Consider the following 25,238-nt stretch of genomic DNA (forward strand, 5'->3'; position numbering starts at 1 on the left):
AGATATAGAAAATGGATGATAAAGACCGTAAACATTATAAACTTGGGATTTTTTACTACAACCCAGATAATAAGTCAATTTTTGTTCCTAAACGATTGGGATTAGGTTGGACAATAAACTTTGCTCGTCCGATTAGTTGGATTATTATCTTTGCTATAGTTGGTTTCGTGATATTTAAAGTGAGGTAGTCCAGAGCTTTTTACACAAAAGGGGGAGAGCACTAATGCTCTCCCTTGTGGCTGGTATGAATGTGTTGTTATATATGTTGCGATAATTTACTATTGGAAATCTAAGGTCTAAACGAATAGAGGTATAAATTCATGGACATGGACTATTTCATGCTAATATTTGGTTGTATATTCGCAGTTTTTGCCACGGTTGGTCTCGGATTCTTAATATATGTTTTACGTCGAGAGAGTAAAGCAGATGATTAACGTGAAAGAGTTGATAAAGCGATTTGTTGCATGCACGCTTGAATTTAGGGCGAACAATATTTACAATTGAATTATCTTCCAAATGAGGTGAACTGGATGTCATTTCGTATCGTTCCAAGTAATTAGTTTGCGGGCTGGGTAAAACGCGTACCAGCTACCAAAGGGGATTTTTTGTCCTTTTGGTCTTATGAAACTAATGCTTGAACGGTGTCGGGCGGATATCCAAAATATTTAAGCCAAGGACACTTGAAATGATTGAATGACGGAACAAAAAAATTTCGTTTGCTCCTATTCAATTACAACCAGCCCTTGGTTTTTTAGTATTTCATTTTATCAAAAATTAGTAACCTTATATATAATTGCTCAAGTATTATTATAAGAGAAATTCTGAAAAATAAGCCACAGGAGATCTCCTAATGGAACAAATTGAACATCGCGAAATTTGTGGAGTACCATGCATTATACTAGAACCTTCATCTGAACATGTTGGTCAAATTGTGTTATATCACGGATGGGGATCTACGATAGAAAGTTACAAGTTTTTTGCATCATTAATATCAAATTGGCGATATAGAGTGATTATACCTGAACTACCTTGCCATGGAGAGCGTGGAAGTCTTAATCTTTTTGACGAAGAGACGTTACAAACTAATTTCTGGCCTGTCGTTCTTCAAGGAGTACAAGAAGCAGAGAAAATTGTCTCAGAGCTTGTACACAACAGTGATAGTCCAATTACTGTGGTAGGTCACTCAACAGGCGGCTTTATTACTGCTGGAATCTATGCTCAACATCAACAGGTTCAATCCGCAATTGTTATTAATGGATCCTGTGCTTGGGTTCAATTTGAAGAACTGTATCGTGAAACAAATGGATTGAAGCCAATGGAAGATAGTGACAAAAATAAATTACATCAAAATGATCCGCTTCCCTATATTCAAAGGAATCCAGCAAAACCATTGTTGCTTCTTCATTGCCAGGATGACACTTCAATTCCAATAGATAGTCAGAAATATTTTATCAATGCTATGTCAACAGCAGTTAAACCGGCAGATCAAATTCAATTGATTGAGTACCCTAGAGTTAATCATCAGATTACATTAGGAATGCTGCAAAAGATAAAGGAGTTTCTTGATAAAACTTTGCTATCAGGATAGTTTAGTCCTATTTTGGGAGGTTGTCGGGATGGACAAGAATTCTGGTTTTAGAACAAATGTTGTAGGCGGTAGTCAGGTTGGTGCCATCGCAGTGGATATGGATAAGAGTGTTATTCATAAAACAAACAGCTTATTTTGGGACACAAAAGGAAATGATGTTTTGGGAGCAACTGCACTACCTAAATATGGAGCATTTGTCTCAGAAGAAAAATACCAGCTTTTTGGCGATGTTTCAGGAAAAAAGATGCTGGAGATAGGCTGTGGAAGTGGTCAATCTTTGCAATATCTAGGGGACCGCAAAGCATCTGAACTATGGGGTATTGATATTTCAGAAAACCAAATTGAAAAAACAAGGGAACTTTTGACAGCGAGTGGTCTTTCAGTGAAATTAATTTGTTCTCCCATGGAAGAAAAATGCGGCTTACCAGAGGATTATTTTGATTTTGTTTACTCGATTTATGCCATAGGTTGGACAACTGACCTTGAGGGTACCTTTTGCAGGGTTGCTTCTTACTTAAAAAAAGACGGTGTTTTTATTTTCAGTTGGTCTCACCCAATACACAAATGTGTTGTTTTAGAAAATAATATGCTTGTCTTTAAAAAATGTTATTTTGATGAATCATGGTACTCGTCTTCTATTAGCGAGAGTACGCTATCATTATCAGACCGTACACTATCAACCTACGTAAATGCATTAGCAAAAGCGGGATTTGCCATTGAGCAAATGATCGAGGAATCTGATACACAGGACTATGATGGCGATTTTGCAAAAAAAGCAAAGATGCTTCCTGTAACATTTGTATTTAAAGCAAGAAAACTATAGCATCGTGACGAACAGGCAGCCGACAACATTGGCTGCCTGTTAAACTATAGGAAAGTTAATAGAAAAGAAATGGATTTTAAGTTCTAAGTGCGGATAGCTTCATAAAGATTGTTGGATTTTATACAAATGCCTCCTATAGATATCCAACATATGGTATGTTCTTTTAGGTGGGATATATGGGGTTTAATCTAAAAAATGGGGGTCCAAATGGTACAGGACGATGAGAAATGGTTTTATAAGCAGGGTGTTCAAGAAAATGGCCCTTTCACGACGGAAGAAATGAATAACTTGATTCAAAAAGGTGAATTGAAGCTCGTTACAAGTGTTAAGCGAATTGGACAAGAATGGAATGCTGCGGAATCATTCAAAGAGCTGCATTTCGAAAGATTAGCAAATAGCTTTGCACGTCCTTGGTCCCGCTATTGGGCACGGGGACTAGACATGTTAATCCTAGGATTCCTAATGGGTATTTTTATGAGCATTTTACCGACGATTTCCTTCAATACCCGTTTTTATGGATTTTTTCTGGGAATTGCGACTCTTATTCTAGCCATCCCATTTGAAGCTTGCCTTTTAACATTGTGGGGAACCACCCCCGGAAAATGGATCCTTGGCATCAGCATTCGGGATTTGGAGGGTCAGAAACCCAAATTAAGAAAGGCCTTTCAACGAAGTGTGCTCGTATGGTGGCGAGGGTAAGGGGCGGGCTTACCGATTGTCTCACTAATTTTTCATTTGAGAGGTTACCAGCAATTGAAATATGATTTGGGTATGACAACATGGGATCGGGATTCGGAAGTTGTGGTATCTTATCGGACAAAGAGTTGGTGGGGGGAGCTATTAGTCTGGTTAGCTGCTATTCTTATCATTTATTTTAGAATTATTAGCTTTTTGCCCCTATAAGGTTTATTGGTAAATTATTGAGGCAAGTCTCCAACGTCTAGACTTCGTCATTAATTGAAAAGGAGTAGGCAAACGATGCCCTTTACCTTCGCGCACCCGACCTATGCTTTTCCGATAAAATTGATTAGTCCTCGATGGCTTAGTACAACTGGACTTGTTCTGGGGAGTATGGCCCCTGATTTTGAATATTTTCTCGCTTTGGAACCGCATCAGGTGATTGGTCACTCGTTCGAGGGATTATTCCTTCAGGGGATCCCGTTATGTTTATTGTTTGCATATCTTTTTCACTTTTATGTTAAGGAATCGCTCGTTCTGCACTTGCCATCTATCTTAAACATCAACCGAAGAGGGTACGACCTTTTATCCTCATGGCGTCTGCGAACGTTTAGCGATTGGTTTGTTTATGTCTTATCTGTCATCATCGGCTTTCTCTCACACATGACGCTTGATGCATTCACGCATGAGAGCGGTTATATGGTTCGGCATCTTATCATTTTACAGACTATTGTCGTTTGGAACCTGCCGCTCTTTAAAATATTGCAGCATACTCTATCGTTGATAGGGATATCGATGGTAGCTGGCGTCATAGGATTGGCGCTGTCTAAGGCAGCATCCGATAAAAAAATGCTTCCAACAATTACGAACAAACAAAAGTTGTACTATTGGAGTTTTGCCGTAATGAGCTCGGTCTTCGTTACTATATGCAAGCTAATATTTGCTTCAAGTGGTAATTTCATTGGAATCTTGGTCGTAGCGCCAATTTCCGGATTTTGTTTAGGAATAACGCTGAAATCCTTATTTTGGAATACAAAGAGGCATCGGACATAATGTATAACTGAAGCAAATCGGATACCCATTGTCGTTACATCATATAGTAGGAAGGAGGAGGGGGTTGCATGAATTTTGGAACCTACATTCAATTGGCACGCATTCGAGAATGTAATCAAACACGGCGAATGCTTATTACGTTTGAGCAATGGGAACGGGAAGCGCGCAGGCTTCTTGATCCGCGGTCTTTTTCATATGCGGCAAGCGGTGCTGGCGAGGGGACAACTATTCGGGCAAACCAAGAATCGTTCCAACGTTGGCGAATTGTTCCAAGAATATTAAGGGACGTAGCCGATCGAGATCTTTCGGTAAAACTTTTTGGGAAGACTTTTCCGTTCCCTGTTGGTTTTGCTCCTATCGGAAGGCAAGCGATGTTTCACCAGATGGGGGAAGTGGCATCTGCAAGGGCGGCCGCGATTTTGGGTATTCCTTTTATTCAAAGCATGGTTTCTACGTATTCTCTGGAACAAGTAGCCGTCGCTCATCCAGGCAGTTGGTTGCACTTGTTTTTCGGGGAAGATCGTGACGTATTAAAAAGTTTAGTACATCGCGCGGAAAGAGCTGGTTTTACCGCCATTGTTCCAACTCTTGACCGGCCGGAGGAAGGGTGGAGAGCCGAGAATTTATCGATATGTGTTTCTCCATTTATGTTCCAATACGGGGTTGGGAACTTTATCTCAGACCCTATCGTTAAGCAAAAGTATGGCCTTTCACTAACACCTCAAACAATGCGTTATTTGACATGCAAACCCCATATATCAGTTGAGGATTTCCGTTATCTACGCTCTATTACGAAACTTCCAATTATAGTTAAAGGGGTTCTCCATTCGGAAGACGCAAAAATGTTAATAAATTACGGGGCAGACGGAATTATCGTATCCAACCATGGTGGACGACATTTGGACGGGGCCATCGCGGCATTAGAGGTATTACCTTCCATTGTGGACGTTGTTGGAGCACGCGTTCCTGTTATGTTCGACAGCGGCATCCGGTGCGGGGCGGATATCTTCAAAGCACTGGCCGTAGGGGCAAAAATGGTATTTATCGGACGGCCATATCTCTATGGTCTGACTATCGGCGGCGAAACTGGAGTTCGACAACTTACTGAAAATTTAGTTGCCGATTTTGATTTGAATCTTGGGATGGCCGGTTTAAAAAACTTAAGTGAGCTGCTTCCCAGTGCATTATCCAAGCAATAGTTGCCAAGTTGTGGCTCAATTTTGTAAAAAGAATTGCACAGGAGCTGCATTCAAGCAGCTCATTTTTGAGACCATTAAGTATATGGAAAGATACTGGGAAAATCTAGAGAAGAAATTTCGTGAGGTATTATTATGATTAATTTTAAATAGTTTTAAGACAGCGCGGTACTCCGAAATCTAATAAATGAAAAATCAGAAAGAGGTATCGATTCCATGATAACTCACTTCTCACACCTTCAATTAAATACAGTTTCCGTGCAAGGCGTTAAACAATTTTATCATGGCCAGTTGCGTTTCCCTATTGTTTACGAGTCAGATAATGAAATAAGATTCCAGCCGACGGAATACTTTACATTGTCTTTTAAAGAAACCGCTGAATCTCTAGCTCCAGCCCATTTTGCCTTTGAAGTCCCGTATTCTGAATTCGAAAACATCGTAAACTGGCTCCAAAGTGCTGGGGGTGTTACGCTTTTGAAATGGCCGGATGGCAGAATTGTTGACGATTTCGAAACGGGAATGAATGTTTATTTCAGAGATGGAGACGGCAATTTATTAGAAATAATTACGCATCATTACATTAATGAAGGAATACTAACTCCTTTTGGTGAGTTGAAAATATTGTATCTTAGAGAGATCGGCTTTCCCGTCGATAGTGTAATTGATTTTAGGAAATTATTAGTAGATATTTTTAATTTCAAACTTGATAAGATATCTGATACCTTTACTTTTGCTATTGGTGGAACATCACATGCGGTTATTCCTTCTAAAAAACGAAAATGGATTCCAATTGCAATGACTGCTTTACCCCCAACGATGAAAGTAGTTTTTGGAGTGAGCAGCTCCGATTTTATGGAAAAGGTCAAAACAAACCTATCTACAAAATCTATACATTTTGATGAATTCAAAGAACATGGACGGCTTAATTTTAGAATAAATGAATACGATTTCAATTTGAGGCTTACAAATTTTCCTGAAGAAATACCTATGCTTTTAAATCTACCTTACTCAAGATAATTTTACGTAACAGGGAACGAGATTCAATAATGCACATGAAATGGCAGCCAGTTCATGCGGATTGGTTGCCTTTTGTTCCTCCTTAAATATCAACGTGTGGCTCCGGAATAGTTGTAATGGGGCTACTCGAGGAAATCAAGTTGAACAATATAAACATGGAATTGATGGAATTTAAAAATTCAGATGATGTCACTGAAAGAAAGGAGTTATGTGAGGAGCATGCCGAAGATGAATATGAAATTGAGCGGGATGTTTTGCTGAATATCATGTTCGAGGCTGTAAAAGAGGATGCCGGTAGATTTTCTTGTCCCACGAACGGAAGAAGACATTCGCACAAGAAATTCGCAAGGACCATTTGCATAGCTCATGGATATGGAAATGGCAGCTGATCATTTAATCGGCTGCCATTTAGTTTTAAACTTGTACTTGTTCAGACTCCTCTGAATTCACAAAGCGGTTGCGGGCTGCCCCCATCCCAAATACCAGTATTAAAAAGCTGGCGACAATTAGTAACGTTAATGGTAGATCCCAAGTCCCGGTCAAGTCATGCAGCAAACCGAACAGCATTGGGCCAATAGCGGCCATGATATAACCAACGGTCTGAGCCATACCGGACAATTCCGCTGCTTCTTGAACGGTGCGAGTTCGTAGACTGAAGAAAATCATAGCTAAGGTAAATGAAAATGCACCGGCAATGCCAATAATAACCGCACACAGTGGTACAAGTGCATTGGTGTTCATGAATAAGCCACCTATACCAAGCAGATAAAGAACAGCCGTTAATAGGACGAGTGGTCTCTGGTTGCGCATGCGGCCTGCGAGGATTGGTACAAGGAGCGTGAACGGCAGCATGGAAAATTGAAGAAGAGAGAGCATCCAACCGCCTGCACTTTCCGACATTCCTCGGCTGACCAATATTTCCGGAAGCCAAGCAGCTAACATGTAAAAAATGATCGATTGCAAACCCATAAATGCTGTTACTTGCCATGCAAGTTTAGAATGCCACAAACTTGGCCTTTTATCATCGGCAACAGTAGAAATTTCAACAGTCACTGGTTTTGTGTTGCGCAGGCGGGGGAACCAGCTAACCATGGCCAGGATCGTCAGCATGCACCAACAAATTAAAGCACCTTGCCAGCCGAAGCCGGCATCACGCGCGAGGGGAATGCTGATTCCGGATGCCAGTGCTCCGCACAGATTCATAGAAACGGAATAAACGCCTGTCATTAACCCTACTTGATGGGAGAAATCCCTTTTTACGAGACTGGGTATAAGTACATTGCAGACGGAAATGGCAAGTCCAATCAAAATTGTTCCTGCAAATAAGGTTCCGGCGCCGTGAAGTGAGCGGCATACCGTTCCGAGGAACAGAACGACCAAGGCACTAAAAACCACACGCTCCATGCCATAACGCCTTGCGAGTTTGGGAGCGAATGGCGACATGAAAGCAAATGCGAGTAAAGGGACCGTCGTCAGCATACCGGCAACCGTATTTGAAATTCCCGTTGATTCCCGAATATAGCTGATTAGAGGTCCAACTGAAGTAATTGGCGCCCGCTGATTGGCAGCGACCAGAATGATGCCAAGGACAACTAACCATCCTAGTGTCAAGTTTGTAGAGTTCTTTATTTGAGTGGATGCTTGTAAGTGTTTCATCTTGTATTAACCTCTCTGTTGCTGAAAGTGTTCTTTGGAATGTTCGATGTAGATTCGTACGGTTTCCGCAGCTTGTGAACTGTCATTTTGTTGGATAGCAAGTAAAAGCATCTCATGATTTTGCAAATAATAACTAGGAGAGCTTAATTCCATAACATCTGAAATGGTTTCGCGAACGCCTTCGGTCATATGATTATAAAGTTCCATAAGTAAGGGGTTATGGGAAGCCGCGATGATCGAGCGGTGGAATGCAATGTCTGCTATGGCATAAGCTGCGTGGTCGCGGCTATGTACGGCAAGCTTGCAAGATTCGATGTGTTGCTGAATTTCCTCCAAATCATGTTCTGTTCGCCGTGATGCAGCTAAAATTGCCGCTTCACGCTCTAGCGCATGGCGAACCTCTAGCGTTTGCAATATATCACTCCTTTGAATGCGTTTCTTTAAAACAGGACCAAGAGCACTGGATGAGGATACGTAAGTTCCATCACCTTGCCTTGTCTTTAATAATCCTGCATGAGTTAGTGCGCGCATAGCTTCTCTCAACGTATTGCGACTGACCTGAAGCTCTTCCATGAGCTCAGGCTCAGTAGGAATCTTCATCCCAACCTGCCACACGCCACTTTCAATTAGTTGTTCAATTTGCATGGATGCCTGCTCGGCAAGTGACAGGCGGTTAGTTTTATTCAACATAACGTCCGCTCCTTAAACGTAGGATGATTGGTCGTTTATAGAATATCACTTCGTTAGGGGAATGACAAGACCGTTTTATTCCATTTGCCATTTTTTATACATACATCCAAAAGCCCTTCCTTAAGAGATCTTACTGAATATGCTAAAGTACAAGTTCCTTGGGGGTGAAAATATTGATACAACTGAACGGAATCGTAGGTGGAAAAGCTCCAATTGCAGTGGGAGCCCGAAAAACGGTACTCCTCCAGCAGATCGTGATTCGAGTGAAAAATCGCCAAAAGCTCATATTGAAAAACCTGAATTTTTTGTTTAATAATGAAGCCTTTGCTATCAAAATTGAGGCTGAGCCCTCTCCAGGCGTGTTTATCGCAAGAGGCGGGGCTGGCGACTTAATCCCCAATAAAGTGCTGGTTAACAATACTAGTGGATCAGAAGTGACGATTTTCTTGCTTATTAGCGCTGTAAATACGTCCAATAACACCAGATCTTTAAGTCGTTCCGACAGCTGGCGCCTGCTGCTTCAGCGCAAGTAGTTAGAAGTTCGCAAAAGGGTATGGGAGGTAGCATTAAGGGAATAATATGGATATTCTGTCGAGGTCGAATGGGGAGAAGTAATGTCGGTTAATGAGAAAATATCGAATACACAGTTTGGCTTACTAATTTTTAATTTTATATCTGCCTCAATCATTCTGACCGTTCCAGGGTCGATGGTGGCGTTCGCTAAGCAAAATGCCTGGTTGTCCATATTTCCTGCATCGGTAACAGGATTATTAACTGTTTGGGTTTTAACTACGCTTTCTAAGCGTTATCCGGGCTTGACCCTTATGCAATACACTTACAAAATTGTCGGTAAATGGCCCGGAAAACTTTTGGGCCTTTATTACATATATCACTGGTTTTTTTTAATTCCGGTCATCTTCATTAGCATGCCATGTTTATCAATACGGTATTGCTGCCGAAACCTAAGTATTATGATTCTGGCCGGTCTGACTGTTTATGCTGGAATTGAAGTCATTGGACGATGTAATGAACTACTTACACCACCTATTATTATTTTCTTGATATTGCTTTTGACAGTGTCAGTCAAAGATTTGGATTTTGAACAAGTGGAACCTTTTCTAGAGAAAGGACTGCTTCCAGTATTGTAAGGGGCAATGATCCCATCTTCATGGATGAGTCAAGTCTTTATTTTAGGATGGCTTCTTCCTTATTTGAATCAACCGAAAAAGGCGAGGAAGATCTCGATGATTGCACTGGGCGCAGTCGGCTGTCTTATCCTGCTGATAAACCTGGAAACAATCATGGTCTTTGGTGCGGTAACGGGAAAGATGAACTATTCTTATTTAAGAGTTATACAAATTGGCATTATTGGATCATTCGAACGTCTGGAAGCCATCGTTGTCGCTATATGGGTTATGGGAATCTTTGTGAAAATTTGTGTATTGCTGTTTATCTTTTGTATCAGTCTTAGTGAGTTTGTTGGCATCCGAAACTACCGGGAAATCATTACCCCGACAACACTCTTGTCGGTCATAGGTTCGCTTTAGATATTCAAAACAACAGCAGAATTCAAACAATATATAACGTTTTCCTTTCCGCTTGTTGCATTTATTGTGCATAATCTGTTGCCATTGACGCTTCTCATCATCGATTCAATAAAGAGAAAAATCAGCGCCTTATTGCCTTAAAATTATTTTTCCAATGGGTTCAACAGAGATTTCGTAGAGGACTAACAGATTAAGAATTTCAACTTTTTCAATAACAAGGGTGCCGATAAAAGGCCGATACTGCCATTAATCCGCCATACAATGAGGCATCTTTCCTTTTTTGTTGTCTCAACAACGATCGTATACGAATAACGGACCAAACGAGCAGTATACATAGAAAGGCACTGAGTCGCATAATCACTTCTTGATCTCCTGTTCTTTCAATTGTAGAGGCGCTCCCGCCATCATAATTATATATATTTTCCAAGTTTTATCGGAATATATGCCTAACCTTACCATTGGGTGTAAGTAACAAAATAAGCAGGCGCAATAGCGACCTGCTCTTTTTATTGATTTCGAAATAATTTACGGTAAAAATTCAAGAAGACGTTTTGAAGCTGCTGAAAGCGGTACGCCCTTCAGTGTAGCAATTCCGACGTGGCGCTCCGGAACGGAAGGGATCAGAGGTATTTCAACCAGTTTGCCTGAAGATAATTCCTCTGTTACATAATTGCGCACAATAAAAGTTAGGCCAAAACCGCTTTGTGCAAACTGTACAAGAAGATCAAGGCTGCCTAATTCAAATTCGGGTTTAAGACGAACACCGTGTGATATGGCAAACTCATCAAGAAAATTTCGTGTACTGCCACCCGGTTCAAGGAGCAACAAAGGGTATTGATGAAGCTTCTCCAGAGGGAATGGCCTTTCCGCTAGCGCTGCATAATCGTGATTTCCAACAAGACAGTCTTGTTGGGGAGAGCTTAATCGGAAGTTGATGTTCGGATCACTCGTAGGTAAGTTCACGATGCCAAAGTCAATTTTCCCCTCTTTTAGAAGTGTGATTGTTTCTGGTGTTGTTCGATTGGTCACGCGGATCTTAATGTCAGGAAACTCTTTGTGGAATTGTTCCAAATGCCTTAGCAGATAATGCTTGCAGAGTGTGTCGCTTGCCCCTATGTTAATCTCGCCGTACATAAGTTCTTGCATTTCAGCCATTTTTTTCTCGCCTATTTCTATAAAATGGATCGCTTGTTCTACGAATTTGAAGAGCACTTCACCTTCGGTTGTTAACGTTACACCTTTGGTAGTTCGAAAAAAAAGCAATCCGCCAAGGCTCGCTTCTAGTTGCTTTAGTGTGTGACTAACCGCTGGTTGAGTGATGTGAAGCCTTTCTGCGGCTTTCGTCAAACTGCCGAATTTAGCTGTCCAATAGAAAACTCGATACCATTCCATATTGAAGTCCATAGCCATTACCTCTGTTTATGATGAATATTATTTATATCAATTTTACTAATGTTATTATCGCCAATTATAATCATTGAAGTAGACCAATACAAGTGACGGAGGCGAGAAATTTGACGGTTACGGCAATCGTAGGAGCAAATTGGGGAGATGAAGGAAAGGGTAAAATGACGGATGTCCTTTCTGCAAAATCGTCTTATGTTGTGCGATATCAAGGCGGAAGCAACGCGGGGCATACGATTATTAACAATTACGGAAAATTTGCGCTTCATATGCTCCCTTCAGGAGTTTTTTATCCAAATGTGATGAATGTGATTGGTCCTGGAGTAGCGTTAGATGTGGATGCTTTCACTAGGGAGCGGGAAGAGTTGCTTGAAAGAGGTGTTCCTGAGCCGCGTTTATGCGTGTCGGATCGTGCGCAAATCGTACTTCCAATACATCGTTTATTAGATGAGCTGGAAGAGGAGCGGTTAGGTGCTCGCAGCTTTGGATCGACCAAACGGGGAATTGCGCCATTTTACATGGATAAATATGCAAAGCTTGGAATACAAGTATCGGATTTGTATGACAAACAGAGGCTGCTATTACGATTAGAACAATCACTAGAAGCAAAAAATGTCCTGCTTGAGAATTTGTATGGGCGGGAACCGATTCAACCTGAGGGTTTACTAGCGGAATTATTAGAGCAAGGCGAGAAACTCCGACCATTTGTTTGCGATACCACTACCATGCTCCACAACGCCTATGTGAACGGTGAGTCAATATTATTAGAAGGCCAACTCGGAGCACTTCGTGATCCAGATCATGGCATTTATCCTTATTCCACGTCATCTTCAACGCTTGCGGGATTTGCTCCCGTTGGTGCCGGCTTACCTCCTTATGCTATTAAGAAGGTCATGGCCGTCGTCAAATCATATTCAAGCTGTGTGGGAACTGGGCCGTTTGTATCCGAGTTGGATGGAATAGAAGCGGACGAACTGCGACGTTTAGGAGGGGATGCGGGAGAGTTTGGTGCAACGACGGGTCGACCTCGCCGTGTTGGTTGGTTCGATGTAGTAGCAACTCGTTACGGCTGTATGATACAAGGGGCAACAGAAGTGGCGTTGACAAATCTTGATGTGCTTGGATACTTGGATACGATTCCCGTTTGCGTTGGATATGAACTGCAGGATGGGACGATAACGGCTGATTTTCCAGTAAGCGCCAAGATCGATAAGGCCAAACCAATCTTGCAGCAGCATAAGGGTTGGAAATGCGATATTTCAAAAGCGCGCTCTTTCGACGAGCTGCCTATCGCTGCTCAACAATACGTCGCGTTCATTGAATCTGCCATTAATGTGCCAATAAAGTATGTTTCCGTAGGGCCAAGACGCGAACAACTAATAGGCATTTAAGAATTCTAGCACAGGGCTGCCGACATTCATGTTCGGCAGCCTTTGTTGAGGAAATGCTTTTTTCTAATTAACAATAATAATATAACAATATTCGATATTAATTTATTGATAAACAATAAATTATATGTTAAAGTCATTTTATTAATAAATTAGCGAGGTGCTCTATGAAACGGGGAACAACACTTTTTTTGAAGATGGCCGTTATTGTTATTGGAATTCCAATACTTGCTTTGTGCATATTTTTAGTGCCTAAGTTCGGGAATTTTGCTGGAGGATTATATCCAGATATGGCATATATGCAACCTCTCGTATTGATCGACATGTACGCGGCAGCGATACCATTTTACATTGCTCTGTATCAAGCATTTAAACTTTTAAGCTATATTGATAAGAACCTAGCATTCTCGGAATTATCCGTAACGAGCTTAAAGAAGATAAAATACTGCGCCATTACAATCAGTGGCTTGTACTTGTCAGGAATGCCACTATACTATTACATTGCGAGGAAAGTAGACCCTCCAATTATCACAGTCACCGGGTGGGTCATAATTTTCGCGTCTATCGTGATTGCCGTTTTTGCTGCAGTTCTCCAGAAGCTTTTACAGGAAGCAATTTATATAAAATCAGAAAATGAGTTAACAGTCTGAGGTGATTAACTTGGCGATTATCATCAATATTGATGTGATGTTAGCTAAACGGAAAATGAGTGTCACGGAGCTTGCGGAGAAGGTCGGAATTACGATGGCGAATCTCTCCATTCTGAAAAATGGGAAAGCAAAAGCGGTTCGTTTTTCAACGTTAGAAGCGATATGTAAGACTTTGGATTGTCAGCCAGGTGATATTTTGGAGTACAGAAGTGAGGAAGAGTGAAATAAAGAAACGACAGCCGACAGGGCTGCCGTTTTTCTCAGCCTAAACCCATCGTTTCTTGAGCCAGACGCGGTAAACCAAATAGACGGACGCCAAAAAAAGGATATACACGACGACGGACAAAACGAGCTTGCTAGTGCCAGCAAACAGACTGCTGCCAATGAACGCAAACAGAAGCATAGCAGGAATTTTGCCCAATGCAGAAGCAACGGCGAATGTAACGACAGGAACAGAAGTAATGGCAGGAATGACATTAACGACAGCCTGAGGGATAACCGGGATCAGTCGAGCTAGTAAAATCGTCAGGAACGGATTTTTTTCTATCGCGGTTTGGAGCTTTTCCAGTTTTTCATACTTGGACAAGTAGGCACGGCCCTGTTTTTGAAATAAGTAGCGAGCAAGCCAAAAAACAATGACAGACGCGATTGAAGCAGCAGTCCAACTAATTAAAGCGCCCATCAACGGGCCGTACATAAACCCGAGCATGCCGATAACGATTTTGTAAGGGATGATTGGTACGATAATAAAACCGAGTGCGGCCAAAAAAATAAGCAGAAGCGGGGCATCCCCATACTGCATCCAGTTCAAAATTTCATCCTTGAATACATAGACAGTAACTATGAGCACGAGATATATGCAGATGGTGAACCATTTCTTCATTTGGTAAGTTGTCTCCTTGGTCTGAATCGTTCATCTAACCTTGTTAGTCATATTTAGTGTAACACAATCATTATTCAAAGAGTTAACTTACTATACTCTCGTAAAGTATGTAAATAAAATTTCAGTACTTTTAAAAGAATCCTTAGTGTTTTATCATTAGATAGACAAGTTCGCAGAGATCAAAATGGAGGGAATGGAGCACATGAAATACCGGAAATTAGGTAAATCGGGACTAAAGGTTAGTGAGATTAGCTTAGGTAGTTGGCTTACATATGGCGGTTACGTTGAAAAGAAAAATGCAGTAGATTCAATTCATAATGCCTATGAACTCGGAATTAACTTTTTTGATACGGCTAACGTGTATGAACGTGGAGAAGCCGAGAAAGTGGTTGGAGAGGCGCTCGGCGGTTACTCCCGCGATTCATATGTACTTGCAACGAAAGTGTTTTGGCCTATGGGAACGGGTCCCAATGACCGGGGATTATCCCGTAAGCATGTTTTCGAGCAATTACATGCCAGCCTTAAGCGTCTGAACACGGACTATGTTGATATTTATTATTGCCACCGCTTCGATCCTGAAACACCTGTAGAGGAAACCCTTCGCACGATCGATGACATGGTGAGACAAGGCAAAATTTTGTATGCTGGAGTCAGCGAGTGGACTGCTGCACAAATGGCGGAAGCACTGGCGGTAGCTGATAAATATTTGCTTGATCGCATCGTCGTCAGTCAACCGGTCTACAACATGTTCAACCGCTATATCGAAAAAGAAGTAATCCCACTCGGTGAACAAAAAGGCATCGGCCAAGTCGTTTTCTCGCCACTGGCTCAGGGTCTTCTCAGCGGGAAGTACACATCGATCTCCGAAATTCCAGCAGATAGCCGTGCCGCTAAACTGGAAGGTATGAGAAACGGAATCACAGAGGAGAAAATCGCTAAGGTCGGACAGCTCAATGTTATCGCTAAGGAGCTGGGAATTACTGTAGCACAACTAGCCTTAGCTTGGATTTTGAGACAGCCTAATGTTGCGAGTGCGCTAGTGGGTGCAAGCCGTCCAGAGCAGGTAGAGGAAAATGCGAAGGCATCTGGTATCGAGCTTTCATCGGATCTACTCGATAAAATTGAAACTATTCTGGCTTAAAAAATAAACTTTTAGTAAAATAAGAAAGAAACTTGAAACCGGCCTTAATGGCCGGCTTTTTGTTTATTTTGATTTTTTATTCCGAGGAGAAGCATAGCTTTGAAAGCAAAATATATTATATGCAATGAATTCGGCGACCCTAAAGACGTGTTGAAAGTCGCTTATAAAACTATTCAGCCCCCAGAGGATAATGAAGTCCTTGTGCGAATGTTGGCACGACCGATCAATCCATCTGATTTGATACCGATTAGAGGTTCTTATGCACACCGAATTTCTTTACCTCATATTCCGGGTTATGAAGGGGTTGGCATCGTTGAAGAGGTTGGATCCTCCGTCTCTCAAAGCCTCATTGGTAAGCGTGTTTTACCTTTACGGGGAGAAGGGACGTGGCAAGAATTTGTTAAAACAACCGTTAACTTTGCCGTTCCTATTCCTAACTCTATAGATGATTTTACTGCGGCCCAGCTCTATATAAATCCAATTACAGCGTGGGTCATTTGTACGGAAGTGTTTGCACTAGGTCCAGACGATGTATTGGTAGTCAATGCGTGCGGCTCAGCGATCGGGCAAATTTTTGTGCAATTATCAAAGGTTCTGGGATTTCGGCTAATAGCGGTTACGAGAAATCATAAGTATACGGAAGGTTTACTTAGACTTGGCGCCGATTTTGTCATTAATACCTCTGAAGTCCCCTTACAGACGACCTTAATGGATCTAACGAACGGACAGGGTGCAGATGCCGCCATTGATTCTGTGGGAGGGACCTCAGGAACAGAATTAGCATTGTGCGTTCATAACAAGGGAACGTTTTTGACCATTGGGCTTTTATCCGGTATTCAAGTAAATTGGGCGGAAATTGCTAAAGCACAAGTGAATACGAAATTATTTCATTTGCGACATTGGAACCAGAAAGTATCGATAGAAACTTGGAAAGAGACCTTCAATCGTTTGATTACGTTATTAGACGAGAAAAAATTAAAACTCATGGTGGAGGGTTCGCATTACGATTTGTCAAATGTAAAAGAAGCTGTCAGTGTAATTGAATCTTCTATACACGGCAGTGGGAAGGTCTTTTTAACAAGTTAATATTTTCAAAAGGGGATTAGCTCATGCTGGATGATCGCAATTTTTTATTGGAGGCATTTATTGAAGCTGAGAAAGCCCAAGAGGCAGGCACCTATCCGATTGGAGCAGTGATCGTGGATTCCGACGGTAAGATGATTAGCAGAGGACATAACAAGGTCTTTACGCAAATAGATACAACTGCACACGCTGAGGTCGATGCCATTAGGAACGCTGGAGCAAAAATGCTCGATGCTAAGACCAAGAAATTTCTTAAAAAAGGTTATACCTTATACACAACATGCGAGCCTTGCCCGATGTGCAGTTGCACAATTCTATTATCTTTCAGTATTACTCGGGTTGTTTGGGCTGCAAATGATCGAGACATGGGAGCGATGAAAAAGTTTGTCGAAGGACCGCATTTTCAAGATCGTTTTAGTAAAATTTCTATTGAAGCAGCCCCTTACAGGGATTTAGAGATTCGTCAGAGGAAAATGCTTGCTGAATGGTCAATAAAACGAGGGTATGTAGATACCCACTGGCAACATCATAATGATGTTTAGAAATAACGGTAATTATTTCAACCCTAGTTTATCGTAGGAGGTATGGCTGCATATGTCAGAAGATCGAGTGAAACTCGCGCCAGGGTTCTGGTCCAGTTTGCGCTTAATAGGGATATCCCCTCAAGAAGTAGCGCGCCATGCCCGTCTATCCCTGACTGTTATCAACGACCCGGTCGTTACGACGGCCCAATACTATGCAATCTGGCAGGCTTACGCCGAACTTGTCGGCGATACCGCCACGGCAATCGTCAAACTGGCCACCGCATTCGAGACAGCGCAATATCCGCCGGCCGCCTTAGCAACGTTTCATGCCCGAGATTTCCGTGATGCTCTTATGCGTATGTCTCGTTATAAACAAATGTGCCCGCCAGAAAGCTTGTGTCTGCATCAAGAAGGAGAACATGTTGTCGTTGAACTAGGTTGGCAACAAGCCATTGAGCCTGGACCACCTGTACTGGTAGGCATTACATTAGCTTATCTCCTGGAACTCGGACGACGAGGAACCGGCCGCCCTCTCAAAGCTCATTCAGTTGAGCTCGTCCACGATATAGGAAACTCGAAAGTTCTCGAAGATTTTTTTGGCTGCTCGGTTCGAGTAGGTGCTTCTGATAACCGGCTTACGCTGTACGGTAGTGATCTGGACCGTCCATTTGTTTCTTATAATGAAGAACTCCTAGATATTCTAACGCCTACCTTGGATCGTCATTTGGATGAACATCAGAGCAGAGGCAAGCTCAGCAATAAAGTGAAATGGATTCTGTCGCGCTGCCTTTCGCGCGGGAGAATCGACATTCAAACCGTTGCCAAAGAGTTGGGAATGAGTGATCGCACCTTGCAGCGGCGCTTGACGGAAGAAGGAGCAAACTTTAAGCAGTTGTTGGTGCAAACCAGGCATGAGCAGGCGCTTTCCTATTTGGCAGACCCGTCACTGGAGATCAAAGAAATCGCTTTTCTCGTCGGCTACGAGGATCAGAACTCATTCTACCGGGCATTCCGCTCGTGGGAAGGGGAGACTCCGGCCAATTGGCGCCTTGTGCAAGAACATTGGCGTTCTTCGCTAGTTACCGAATAGTCGAATCCAGCTATCATTATCTGTATCCTCAACATAAGGAGTGCAGACAGATGGATATGGGTTTAAAAAATAAAACGGCATTAGTGACGGGTTCTACTAAGGGAATCGGTAAGGCAATTGCCTTGGAACTTGCCAAAGAAGGCGTTCATGTTCTTATAAATGGTAGGAGCAACGAAGAGGTTGAGCTTACAGTGAGGGAGATTCAGGCGAAATTTCCTGATACTCAGCCCAAAAGCGCGACAGCCGATCTCATAGATGCGCAGCAAAGGGAAGCTTTGTTCGTGAAGTTCCCTCAAGTGGATATTCTGGTCAATAATATGGGCATCTACGAAATCATGTCCTATGATGATATTGATGATGCCGAATGGGAGAAGTACTTCCGCACAAACGTGCTTGTCGCGAACAGTTTGACGAAGTTCTATCTGCCTTCCATGTTGAGCGTGAATGATGGACGCGTAATCTTTATCGCGAGTGAGGAAGCCATTATGCCTTCGGGACTGATGCCTCATTATGCCGTGACCAAATCGATGCTCCTCTCGTTATCCAAAAGTTTGTCTAAGCTGACCAAAGGATCGGAAGTCACCGTAAATACAATTATGCCCGGGCCAACACTTTCCGAGAATGTGCAAATGATTATTGAAAGCATGTATTCGAATGAAGAGATGACCTTCGAAGCGAAAGAAAAGGATTTTATGGCGAAGAACTTGCCGCAATCTGAAATCCAACGCTTCATACGACCAATGGAGATAGGTCGGCTAGCCGCATTTATCTGTAGTCCATATGCCTCCGCGTTCAAGGGCTCACCTATCCGAATGGATGGGGGAATGGTACCGACAATATTTTAATGAACGAATATGATGTTAGTAGACAAGTCTATCGAAGAAATGGATTTTATATACATGGGAAAATATGATTGGTATAATATCGTTGATCCTATTATTCCATTTCTATCGAACAGGAGTGTCAGACATGAGTTCAATTTGCAATTATTGCAGTAAAAACGAAGCACTGAACAATCTTATGATCGAAATCGGCCAGTTACGCGTATCAACCTTGTATTTGTTTAAGGAACAGACGTACCGGGGCCGCTGTATTGTCGCGCTAAATGAGCATGAAACGGAGTTTTTTCATCTGTCGCAGGAGAAGCAAGACGCTTATATGCGCGATGTAGCGCAAGTGGCAGCAGCCATTGAAAAAGCGTTCCAACCGGATAAAATTAACTACGGTGCATTTGGTGATACAATGCCGCATGTACATTTTCACATCGTACCGAAATATAAAGATGGCTACACCTGGGGAAAAATGTTTGAAATGAACCCAGCGGCAAACCTTCTTTTAATTGAGGAACAATACGGGGCACTTATAGATCAAATCAAAAGCCATCTATAAAGAAAGATAAGTATCCGCAGAAATTGCGGATCTTTTATTTTTTCGGAACAAAATTACTGTACCATCATGATTATTTTTGTCTGCAAAAAACTGTGGAATAAGCGTGTGGCACTGCCTGCGGGGACTGCGCCTGACGTAGGTGTAGCCGGGCTTACACTTGGCGACGGGGGAGGAAACTTTGGCATTGCTACAGCCTATACGTTTCGGGTTAGACCCATTTCAACGGTGTCAATATTTAGTGTCACATGGAAATGGAGTGATTTGGAGAAGGTGTTGCCAGTTTGGCAGCGCTGGGCTCTGTCCGTCACGAACCGTTTAACTTCTACAATCGAGGTTTCTGCCAAACAGGTAGGGACTATTGTATCTACCGGCCAATTGCTTGGCGGTGCAGAGGAGCTGCGTCGATTGATTAGACCGCTTTTGCTGGCAGGCACTCCGGTGAAGGTGCTGGTGAAGACAGTGCCTTTTATTGAAGCAACCAAATTTTTTGCCGAATCGGATTTACATTTGGAACCAAAATTTAAAATAAGCGGCGCCTACGGGTTTCAACCTTTACCAAGAGAAGGAGTCCGAATCATTCGTGACTTTTTATCCAAAGCACCCAACAGGCATTCTACCTTGTGGAGTCAAAGCTTAGGTGGTGCAGGTAGCGCAGTGAGTCGAGTATCACTTACTGCAACGGCCTATCCTCATCGAAAAGCTGAGATCATTTACGAACTGTCAGCACGCTGGAGGAACAACCGTGAGCAAGAGCGGAATATTCGGTGGGTAGAAAGGTTCCGCAGAGCGTTACGTCCCTTTGTTAAGGGGGATTATGTGAACTTTCCCGATTTGGCGATTAAAAACTGGCCCAAGGCGTATTACGGTGTGAACTTTGGCAGATTGAAGCAGGTGAAACGAACGTATGACCCCTATAATGTTTTTCGTTTTGCTCAGAGTATTCCAGTAGGTAAAAAGGCAAAAAAATAATAGCCTAGTGAGGTGTGAAAACTGTGATATTGGTTTGTAAAATCAGCTTTTCGTATGAAAATTGACCGTTTGCTGGCCATGACGGTGCTGCTGTTGAATCGCGGGCGTGTCAGTGCCAAAGATTTGGCTGAGCGTTTTGAAGTTTCGACGAAGACGATCTATCGGGATATGGAGACCCTGAATCAATCGGGTATTCCGATTGTGGCTCATCAGGGCATATCCGGAGGATTTGAAATCATGGAACCCTACGCCATGGCTCGGCAATTCTTAACGCTCAGTGAAATTGAAGCCATCGTCGCGGCGGTAAAAGGGATACATACCGCCGTGGATGACCGCGTGTTTGGCAATCTTTTGGATAAGGTAAAGGCGCTACTCAGTCGTGTAGATCGCCTTCAACTGGAGGAGCAGGGTGCGGGACTTGTTTTCGATTTCAATCCGTGGGGGCAAGGACCTGCAGCAAGGGATAAAGTGAATAGTTTGAGGCAAGCGATTGAGCATACAAGAAAAGTAAGTTTCAAGTACTTGAACATGAACGGTACGGAGAGCGAGCGAATTGTAGAGCCTGCCGTTTTAATTTTAAAAGGATACCTGTGGTATGTGCAGGCTTATTGCACGCTTCGAAGTGAATATCGAGTGTTTCGATTATCTCGTATACAAGAGCTGCGGGTGTTGGAGCAAACTTTTGTTAGAAAACAAGCCCCTTCGCTAGAGGGGTATGCGTGGGAGTCGGATTGGTCGAATACGAATTTGCATGACATGACATTTCAATTCGATTCGAAAGTTCGGCATCGTGTTGGGGATTCCTTCGATCCGGAACAAGTTAGAAGTCAAGACGTTGGTTCTTTACAGGTAAATGGACGCTTCGCCGAAGAGGAATGGCTTTACAGCATGCTGCTGAGTTACGGTGAACATGTCAGAGTCGAAGCACCAATTCACGTAGCAGAAGAAATGGTGAATCGGGCACGAAAAATTATAGAGCGATATCAGAAACTGGACAGATAGGTGTCCACGTTCTCCTTGTATGCTGATGATAAATACAAGGAGATGAGGATGAAATTATGCGTGCATATATAACCGAACAACCAGCAATCACACTAACAGGAGTTCATGTGCGAACAACAAACGCAGAGGAAGCGGGTCCAAATCGGCAGTTGCCGAAGCTGTGGGAAACGTATTTTCAAAGTCAAATCACCTCACAGACCCCGACAATCAATTCCCATCTGATCTATGCGCTCTATACGGATTATGAAAGTGATGCTTCAGGCGCATACACCACTCTGATCGGTCACGAAGTAGCCGGCGATAAGTTGCGAGACGAGGACAAGTTTCATACCGTGGAAGTGCCTGCGAGTAAATACTTGGTATTTACAACAGAAAAGGGCCCAGTTTATGAAGTGGTCGCACAGGCGTGGGGAAACATCTGGGCTTATTTTAAGGAGTCAAAGGAAGTAAGGGCATATACGGGAGATTACGAGCTGTATGACGCCGGAAATTTGGATCCTGAGCAAACACAATTACAGATTTTTATAGCAATTAAATAGCTAAAAAGGCGCCTAATGTAGGCGCTTTTTCTAATGTTTAATGTTACAGTTTGCTTCTCTTTGTTTAGAATGCGATAATGAAAAAACACCAAATTTTAGGAGGCATAAGAGAAATGAAATACATGGTTGATTATCAATTTACCAAGCCTGATCAAGGGATACACATACACAAAGGGTCAATTGAAATTGACATCGAAAGTGATGTGGAGTCGGAGATCATACAAAAGGCAAAAGAGATCGTTATGGAAAAAGAAGGCGTTACAGAAGTGAAAGTAGGTTTAATAAGTCCGGAATGTTAGGCCGCTCATACGAAGCGGCTTTTTTAATGAAAAAAACACGCATGTATCGTAGAGTAAGAAATCGAATTGAATGCATTGGAAAGCGCTTTCTAATCCCAATATGTGCTACAATTACACAGACCATACTTGCGAAGGAGCTAACCATGGGCATTAAGAATTATCTGTCGTTGACGAGATCATCTGTCTAAGCGAAACAACTAAAATTTGATGGGTGGAGATGGTTGGGTATGAATCTTTTTAATAACTGCGCAGGGAAAAGTTTACCTACTTCCCTTCAATGGATGAATGAACCACATGAATGGGAATTTTCTGAACAAAGTGAACTTATAATTACTGCGCCACCTCGAGCAGACTTTTTCCATAACCCAACAGAGGAAACCAGAAAAAATTCTGCTCCATTCCTTTATATGACAACTTATGAGAATTTCATTTTAACCAGTCGGGTCAGCGTAGACATACGTGAGCGGAATGATTCCGCATGCCTTATGGTCATGGCGGACGAGAATAACTGGGCCAAGTTATGTTATGAAGATTTTAGAGGCAGACCATCCATTATTAGTGTTGTAACGAAAGATATTTCGGATGATTGTATTGGTGACAATGTTGGGAATGTGAATCCTTTCTTAAGAGTATCTCGATATGAGAATTGCTTCGCTTTTCATTATTCTCTTGATGGTAATGAATGGGCATTAGTGCGGTATTTTGGAATGAAGAATAGTCAAAGTTTAAAAGTTGGTGTCGTTGCTCAGAGCCCAGTTGGTGAAGGATGTGCAGTGAAGTTCGATTCCTTGCATCTCTTAGCCAATACGAATAAAGATGTAAGAAATATTTGATCATTCCTGAAGGAAGTAGGTTTGTTAGTGAGAAGTGAACATTTATTAAAGCTCTTGCAAGAGAAGGAATTGCATACTGACCGTCCATTCGATGGGTGTAGCGAAGCAGAGATAAAGCTGCTGGAGCAAGAAATGGGAATCAGGTTACCTGAGTCTTATCGTCAATATTTACTTGCTGTCGGCCATTATTCAGGAAGATTGTTTCAAGGTACTGATATGCAATTCTCACAGCTAAAAAAACTTCAGGATGAAGCAAATGAATTATTACGAGAGAATAATAACCCGGTCGTGCTGCCAGCTGGCACTTTTGTTTTCTCCATTCATCAAGGCTATGAAATTAGATTTTTTGATTTAGCTGAAGGGGATAATCCTCCGGTCATGGAATGGTACGAGGGAAGCATGAAAGGGATAATTAAGCTTTATGATTCATTTGAAGAGTTTCTCGCCGATTCGATTTATCAGCATACAGTTATAAAGTGGCTTGATTAGTCTTAGGGGAAATAGTGAGTATTAATTAAACATATATTAAATTACTAAATTACTAAAATATCAAAATACCAAAGTAAAAAGTAACAAAGTCAGAAACAAGAGGGCTGCCGTGAGAACGGGCAGCTTTTTTGCGCTGTTTTGGGATTTACCACTTTGAGGAAATAATTGGGTGGCACCTTTTAAGTCCAAGCAATCTCTTAAAAACGTACATATTTTAGAAGTAGTATTTACTAACTAGTAAATATATTCTGCAAACCAGAGCAAATATCAACCATATGAATAGGAGGGAAGAACATAAATGGCTGTCTTATTAAGCGGTCCGATAGAAAACAATGCTATCAGTGGTACAAGGTCCACTCAACAGATAACAATATTAATAGATAATAGAGATACTGTTAATTCTGCATCTCTTATCATTCAAGGATATATCTTAAATGGTACAAGAACGTTATATGTACTTGATGTTTTGGATGTCTTTCCAAATCAAGTGCTGATCAAAAATTATTTTGCTAATTTCGATAGATTTGAATTCGTTTTTATAACAGGAGGCACCGCTGCAGATCAGACTGGAGTCTCCGTATGGGGAAAAAATGCATCCGGGCAGTTAGTTACAGCTCATCGGCTTGTAACATCTGAACTTTAATAATAGGAGGTTTTATATTATATGGCTATTTTGTCGACTGGGCCTATTGATAATAGTGCTGTCAGCGGAGTTAGACCAACTCAACAAGTAACGCTCATTATTGATAATCGGGATACTGTCAATTCTGCTTCTGTGGTCATTCAAGGTTATGTTTTAGACGGCACAAGAACATTATATGTTCTTGATGTATTGGATGTTTTACCAAATCAAGAGGTTACTAGAAGTTACTTTGCTAATTTTGATAGTTTCGAATTCGTATTTACAACAGGAGGTACTGCTGCAAAGCAGATCCAAATTTCCGTTTGGGGAAAATCGGCCACAGGTGAATTAGTAACAGCTCATCGGCTTGTTTCTTCTGAACTTTTGGCAGATAACACAGGAGCTACAGGACCTGCAGGAACTACAGGTGCAACCGGGGCAACAGGGACTACAGGCGCTACAGGCACTAACGGAGCAACAGGTGCTACTGGTGCAGCAGGAGCTACTGGCGCAGCAGGGGCTATTGGTGCAACTGGGGCTAGAGGTGCAACGGGAGCTACGGGCGCAGCAGGAACTAACGGCGCGACGGGTGCAACAGGCGCAGCGGGAGTTGCAGGCGCAACTGGGGCTAGAGGTGCGACAGGGGCTACGGGCGCAGCTGGAACAAACGGCGCGACGGGTGCAA

At 42.3% G+C, this 25,238-nt stretch carries 27 protein-coding genes and 3 pseudogenes; 26 read left to right on the plus strand and 4 right to left on the minus strand.

The window, feature by feature from the left end:
* The first annotated feature begins 11 nt into the window (after positions 1 to 11).
* From PCH02S_RS35895 to PCH02S_RS25695, 7 genes are all read left to right on the plus strand, one after another.
* Positions 12 to 188, plus strand: coding sequence for a DUF5808 domain-containing protein (locus tag PCH02S_RS35895; protein WP_164819736.1), 177 nt, complete (start codon positions 12 to 14; stop codon positions 186 to 188).
* A gap of 662 nt (positions 189 to 850) precedes the next feature.
* Positions 851 to 1,588: an alpha/beta hydrolase gene (locus tag PCH02S_RS25670; RefSeq protein WP_127456957.1), complete on the plus strand. Its 738-nt coding sequence runs from the start codon at positions 851 to 853 to the stop codon at positions 1,586 to 1,588.
* Positions 1,589 to 1,616: 28 nt separating this feature from the next.
* Positions 1,617 to 2,411: a class I SAM-dependent methyltransferase gene (locus tag PCH02S_RS25675; protein WP_127456958.1), complete on the plus strand. Its 795-nt coding sequence runs from the start codon at positions 1,617 to 1,619 to the stop codon at positions 2,409 to 2,411.
* 207 nt (positions 2,412 to 2,618) lie between these two features.
* Positions 2,619 to 3,110, plus strand: coding sequence for an RDD family protein (locus PCH02S_RS25680; RefSeq protein ID WP_164819737.1), 492 nt, complete (start codon positions 2,619 to 2,621; stop codon positions 3,108 to 3,110).
* 279 nt (positions 3,111 to 3,389) lie between these two features.
* Complete coding sequence (locus PCH02S_RS25685; protein WP_127456960.1) at positions 3,390 to 4,142, plus strand: DUF4184 family protein; 753 nt, start codon at positions 3,390 to 3,392, stop codon at positions 4,140 to 4,142.
* 68 nt (positions 4,143 to 4,210) lie between these two features.
* On the plus strand, positions 4,211 to 5,341 hold the full coding sequence (locus tag PCH02S_RS25690) for an alpha-hydroxy-acid oxidizing protein (protein WP_127456961.1): 1,131 nt from the start codon (positions 4,211 to 4,213) through the stop codon (positions 5,339 to 5,341).
* 213 nt (positions 5,342 to 5,554) lie between these two features.
* Positions 5,555 to 6,355, plus strand: a complete 801-nt coding sequence (locus tag PCH02S_RS25695) for a VOC family protein (RefSeq protein ID WP_127456962.1) — start codon at positions 5,555 to 5,557, stop codon at positions 6,353 to 6,355.
* Positions 6,356 to 6,769: 414 nt separating this feature from the next.
* Here PCH02S_RS25695 and PCH02S_RS25700 read toward each other — a convergent pair whose 3' ends face one another.
* Together PCH02S_RS25700 and PCH02S_RS25705 are read right to left on the minus strand one after the other, a co-directional pair.
* Entirely contained in the window at positions 6,770 to 8,011 is a 1,242-nt protein-coding gene (locus PCH02S_RS25700; RefSeq protein ID WP_127456963.1) for a CynX/NimT family MFS transporter, read from the minus strand.
* A gap of 6 nt (positions 8,012 to 8,017) precedes the next feature.
* Positions 8,018 to 8,701: a FadR/GntR family transcriptional regulator gene (locus tag PCH02S_RS25705; RefSeq protein ID WP_127456964.1), complete on the minus strand. Its 684-nt coding sequence runs from the start codon at positions 8,699 to 8,701 to the stop codon at positions 8,018 to 8,020.
* 173 nt (positions 8,702 to 8,874) lie between these two features.
* Between PCH02S_RS25705 and PCH02S_RS25710 the strand changes: the two genes are divergently transcribed.
* Positions 8,875 to 9,234, plus strand: coding sequence for a hypothetical protein (locus tag PCH02S_RS25710; RefSeq protein ID WP_127456965.1), 360 nt, complete (start codon positions 8,875 to 8,877; stop codon positions 9,232 to 9,234).
* A gap of 81 nt (positions 9,235 to 9,315) precedes the next feature.
* Positions 9,316 to 10,248, plus strand: a pseudogene (locus tag PCH02S_RS36495) (GerAB/ArcD/ProY family transporter).
* Between the two features lie 525 nt (positions 10,249 to 10,773).
* On the opposite strand, the gene PCH02S_RS25725 reads toward PCH02S_RS36495, so the two are convergent.
* On the minus strand, positions 10,774 to 11,652 hold the full coding sequence (locus PCH02S_RS25725) for a LysR family transcriptional regulator (protein WP_127456968.1): 879 nt from the start codon (positions 11,650 to 11,652) through the stop codon (positions 10,774 to 10,776).
* Between the two features lie 110 nt (positions 11,653 to 11,762).
* Here PCH02S_RS25725 and PCH02S_RS25730 point away from each other — a divergent pair, with 110 nt between their 5' ends.
* From PCH02S_RS25730 to PCH02S_RS25740, 3 genes are all read left to right on the plus strand, one after another.
* Positions 11,763 to 13,043: an adenylosuccinate synthase gene (locus PCH02S_RS25730; protein ID WP_127456969.1), complete on the plus strand. Its 1,281-nt coding sequence runs from the start codon at positions 11,763 to 11,765 to the stop codon at positions 13,041 to 13,043.
* Between the two features lie 164 nt (positions 13,044 to 13,207).
* Entirely contained in the window at positions 13,208 to 13,690 is a 483-nt protein-coding gene (locus tag PCH02S_RS25735) for a DUF2975 domain-containing protein (RefSeq protein WP_127456970.1), read from the plus strand.
* 10 nt (positions 13,691 to 13,700) lie between these two features.
* Positions 13,701 to 13,913, plus strand: coding sequence for a helix-turn-helix domain-containing protein (locus PCH02S_RS25740; RefSeq protein WP_127456971.1), 213 nt, complete (start codon positions 13,701 to 13,703; stop codon positions 13,911 to 13,913).
* 42 nt (positions 13,914 to 13,955) lie between these two features.
* Here PCH02S_RS25740 and PCH02S_RS25745 read toward each other — a convergent pair whose 3' ends face one another.
* On the minus strand, positions 13,956 to 14,573 hold the full coding sequence (locus PCH02S_RS25745) for a TVP38/TMEM64 family protein (protein WP_127456972.1): 618 nt from the start codon (positions 14,571 to 14,573) through the stop codon (positions 13,956 to 13,958).
* A 202-nt stretch (positions 14,574 to 14,775) separates the two neighbouring features.
* Here PCH02S_RS25745 and PCH02S_RS25750 point away from each other — a divergent pair, with 202 nt between their 5' ends.
* The 14 genes and pseudogenes from PCH02S_RS25750 to PCH02S_RS25815 form a co-directional block, all read left to right on the plus strand.
* Positions 14,776 to 15,714: an aldo/keto reductase family protein gene (locus PCH02S_RS25750; protein WP_127456973.1), complete on the plus strand. Its 939-nt coding sequence runs from the start codon at positions 14,776 to 14,778 to the stop codon at positions 15,712 to 15,714.
* A 99-nt stretch (positions 15,715 to 15,813) separates the two neighbouring features.
* Positions 15,814 to 16,800: a zinc-dependent alcohol dehydrogenase family protein gene (locus tag PCH02S_RS25755; protein ID WP_127456974.1), complete on the plus strand. Its 987-nt coding sequence runs from the start codon at positions 15,814 to 15,816 to the stop codon at positions 16,798 to 16,800.
* A gap of 23 nt (positions 16,801 to 16,823) precedes the next feature.
* Positions 16,824 to 17,339: a nucleoside deaminase gene (locus PCH02S_RS25760; RefSeq protein ID WP_127456975.1), complete on the plus strand. Its 516-nt coding sequence runs from the start codon at positions 16,824 to 16,826 to the stop codon at positions 17,337 to 17,339.
* A gap of 52 nt (positions 17,340 to 17,391) precedes the next feature.
* A complete protein-coding gene (locus PCH02S_RS25765) occupies positions 17,392 to 18,411 on the plus strand; it encodes a helix-turn-helix transcriptional regulator (RefSeq protein WP_127456976.1) in 1,020 nt (339 codons plus the stop codon).
* A 50-nt stretch (positions 18,412 to 18,461) separates the two neighbouring features.
* Entirely contained in the window at positions 18,462 to 19,256 is a 795-nt protein-coding gene (locus tag PCH02S_RS25770; protein ID WP_127456977.1) for an SDR family NAD(P)-dependent oxidoreductase, read from the plus strand.
* 124 nt (positions 19,257 to 19,380) lie between these two features.
* Complete coding sequence (locus PCH02S_RS25775) at positions 19,381 to 19,800, plus strand: HIT family protein (RefSeq protein ID WP_127456978.1); 420 nt, start codon at positions 19,381 to 19,383, stop codon at positions 19,798 to 19,800.
* Positions 19,801 to 19,878: 78 nt separating this feature from the next.
* Positions 19,879 to 20,769, plus strand: a pseudogene (locus tag PCH02S_RS25780) (BBE domain-containing protein); the annotation flags it as partial.
* A 54-nt stretch (positions 20,770 to 20,823) separates the two neighbouring features.
* Entirely contained in the window at positions 20,824 to 21,771 is a 948-nt protein-coding gene (locus PCH02S_RS25785) for a helix-turn-helix transcriptional regulator (RefSeq protein WP_127456979.1), read from the plus strand.
* A gap of 56 nt (positions 21,772 to 21,827) precedes the next feature.
* Positions 21,828 to 22,310 (plus strand): GyrI-like domain-containing protein, encoded by a 483-nt coding sequence (locus PCH02S_RS25790; RefSeq protein ID WP_127456980.1) that lies wholly within the window; start codon positions 21,828 to 21,830, stop codon positions 22,308 to 22,310.
* A gap of 113 nt (positions 22,311 to 22,423) precedes the next feature.
* The gene (locus PCH02S_RS25795; RefSeq protein WP_127456981.1) at positions 22,424 to 22,609 is read left to right on the plus strand and encodes a hypothetical protein; all 186 of its coding nucleotides are present in this window, start codon (positions 22,424 to 22,426) and stop codon (positions 22,607 to 22,609) included.
* A gap of 227 nt (positions 22,610 to 22,836) precedes the next feature.
* Entirely contained in the window at positions 22,837 to 23,442 is a 606-nt protein-coding gene (locus PCH02S_RS25800; protein ID WP_127456982.1) for a DUF1349 domain-containing protein, read from the plus strand.
* 27 nt (positions 23,443 to 23,469) lie between these two features.
* The gene (locus PCH02S_RS25805; protein ID WP_164819739.1) at positions 23,470 to 23,931 is read left to right on the plus strand and encodes an SMI1/KNR4 family protein; all 462 of its coding nucleotides are present in this window, start codon (positions 23,470 to 23,472) and stop codon (positions 23,929 to 23,931) included.
* Positions 23,932 to 24,229: 298 nt separating this feature from the next.
* The gene (locus PCH02S_RS25810; RefSeq protein ID WP_127456984.1) at positions 24,230 to 24,574 is read left to right on the plus strand and encodes a hypothetical protein; all 345 of its coding nucleotides are present in this window, start codon (positions 24,230 to 24,232) and stop codon (positions 24,572 to 24,574) included.
* 21 nt (positions 24,575 to 24,595) lie between these two features.
* Positions 24,596 to 25,238: pseudogene (locus PCH02S_RS25815) on the plus strand (YVTN family beta-propeller repeat-containing protein); the annotation flags it as partial.

The sequence above is a fragment of the Paenibacillus chondroitinus NBRC 15376 genome (genome assembly GCF_004000765.1).
In the GTDB taxonomy this organism is placed as follows: domain Bacteria; phylum Bacillota; class Bacilli; order Paenibacillales; family NBRC-103111; genus Paenibacillus_E; species Paenibacillus_E chondroitinus.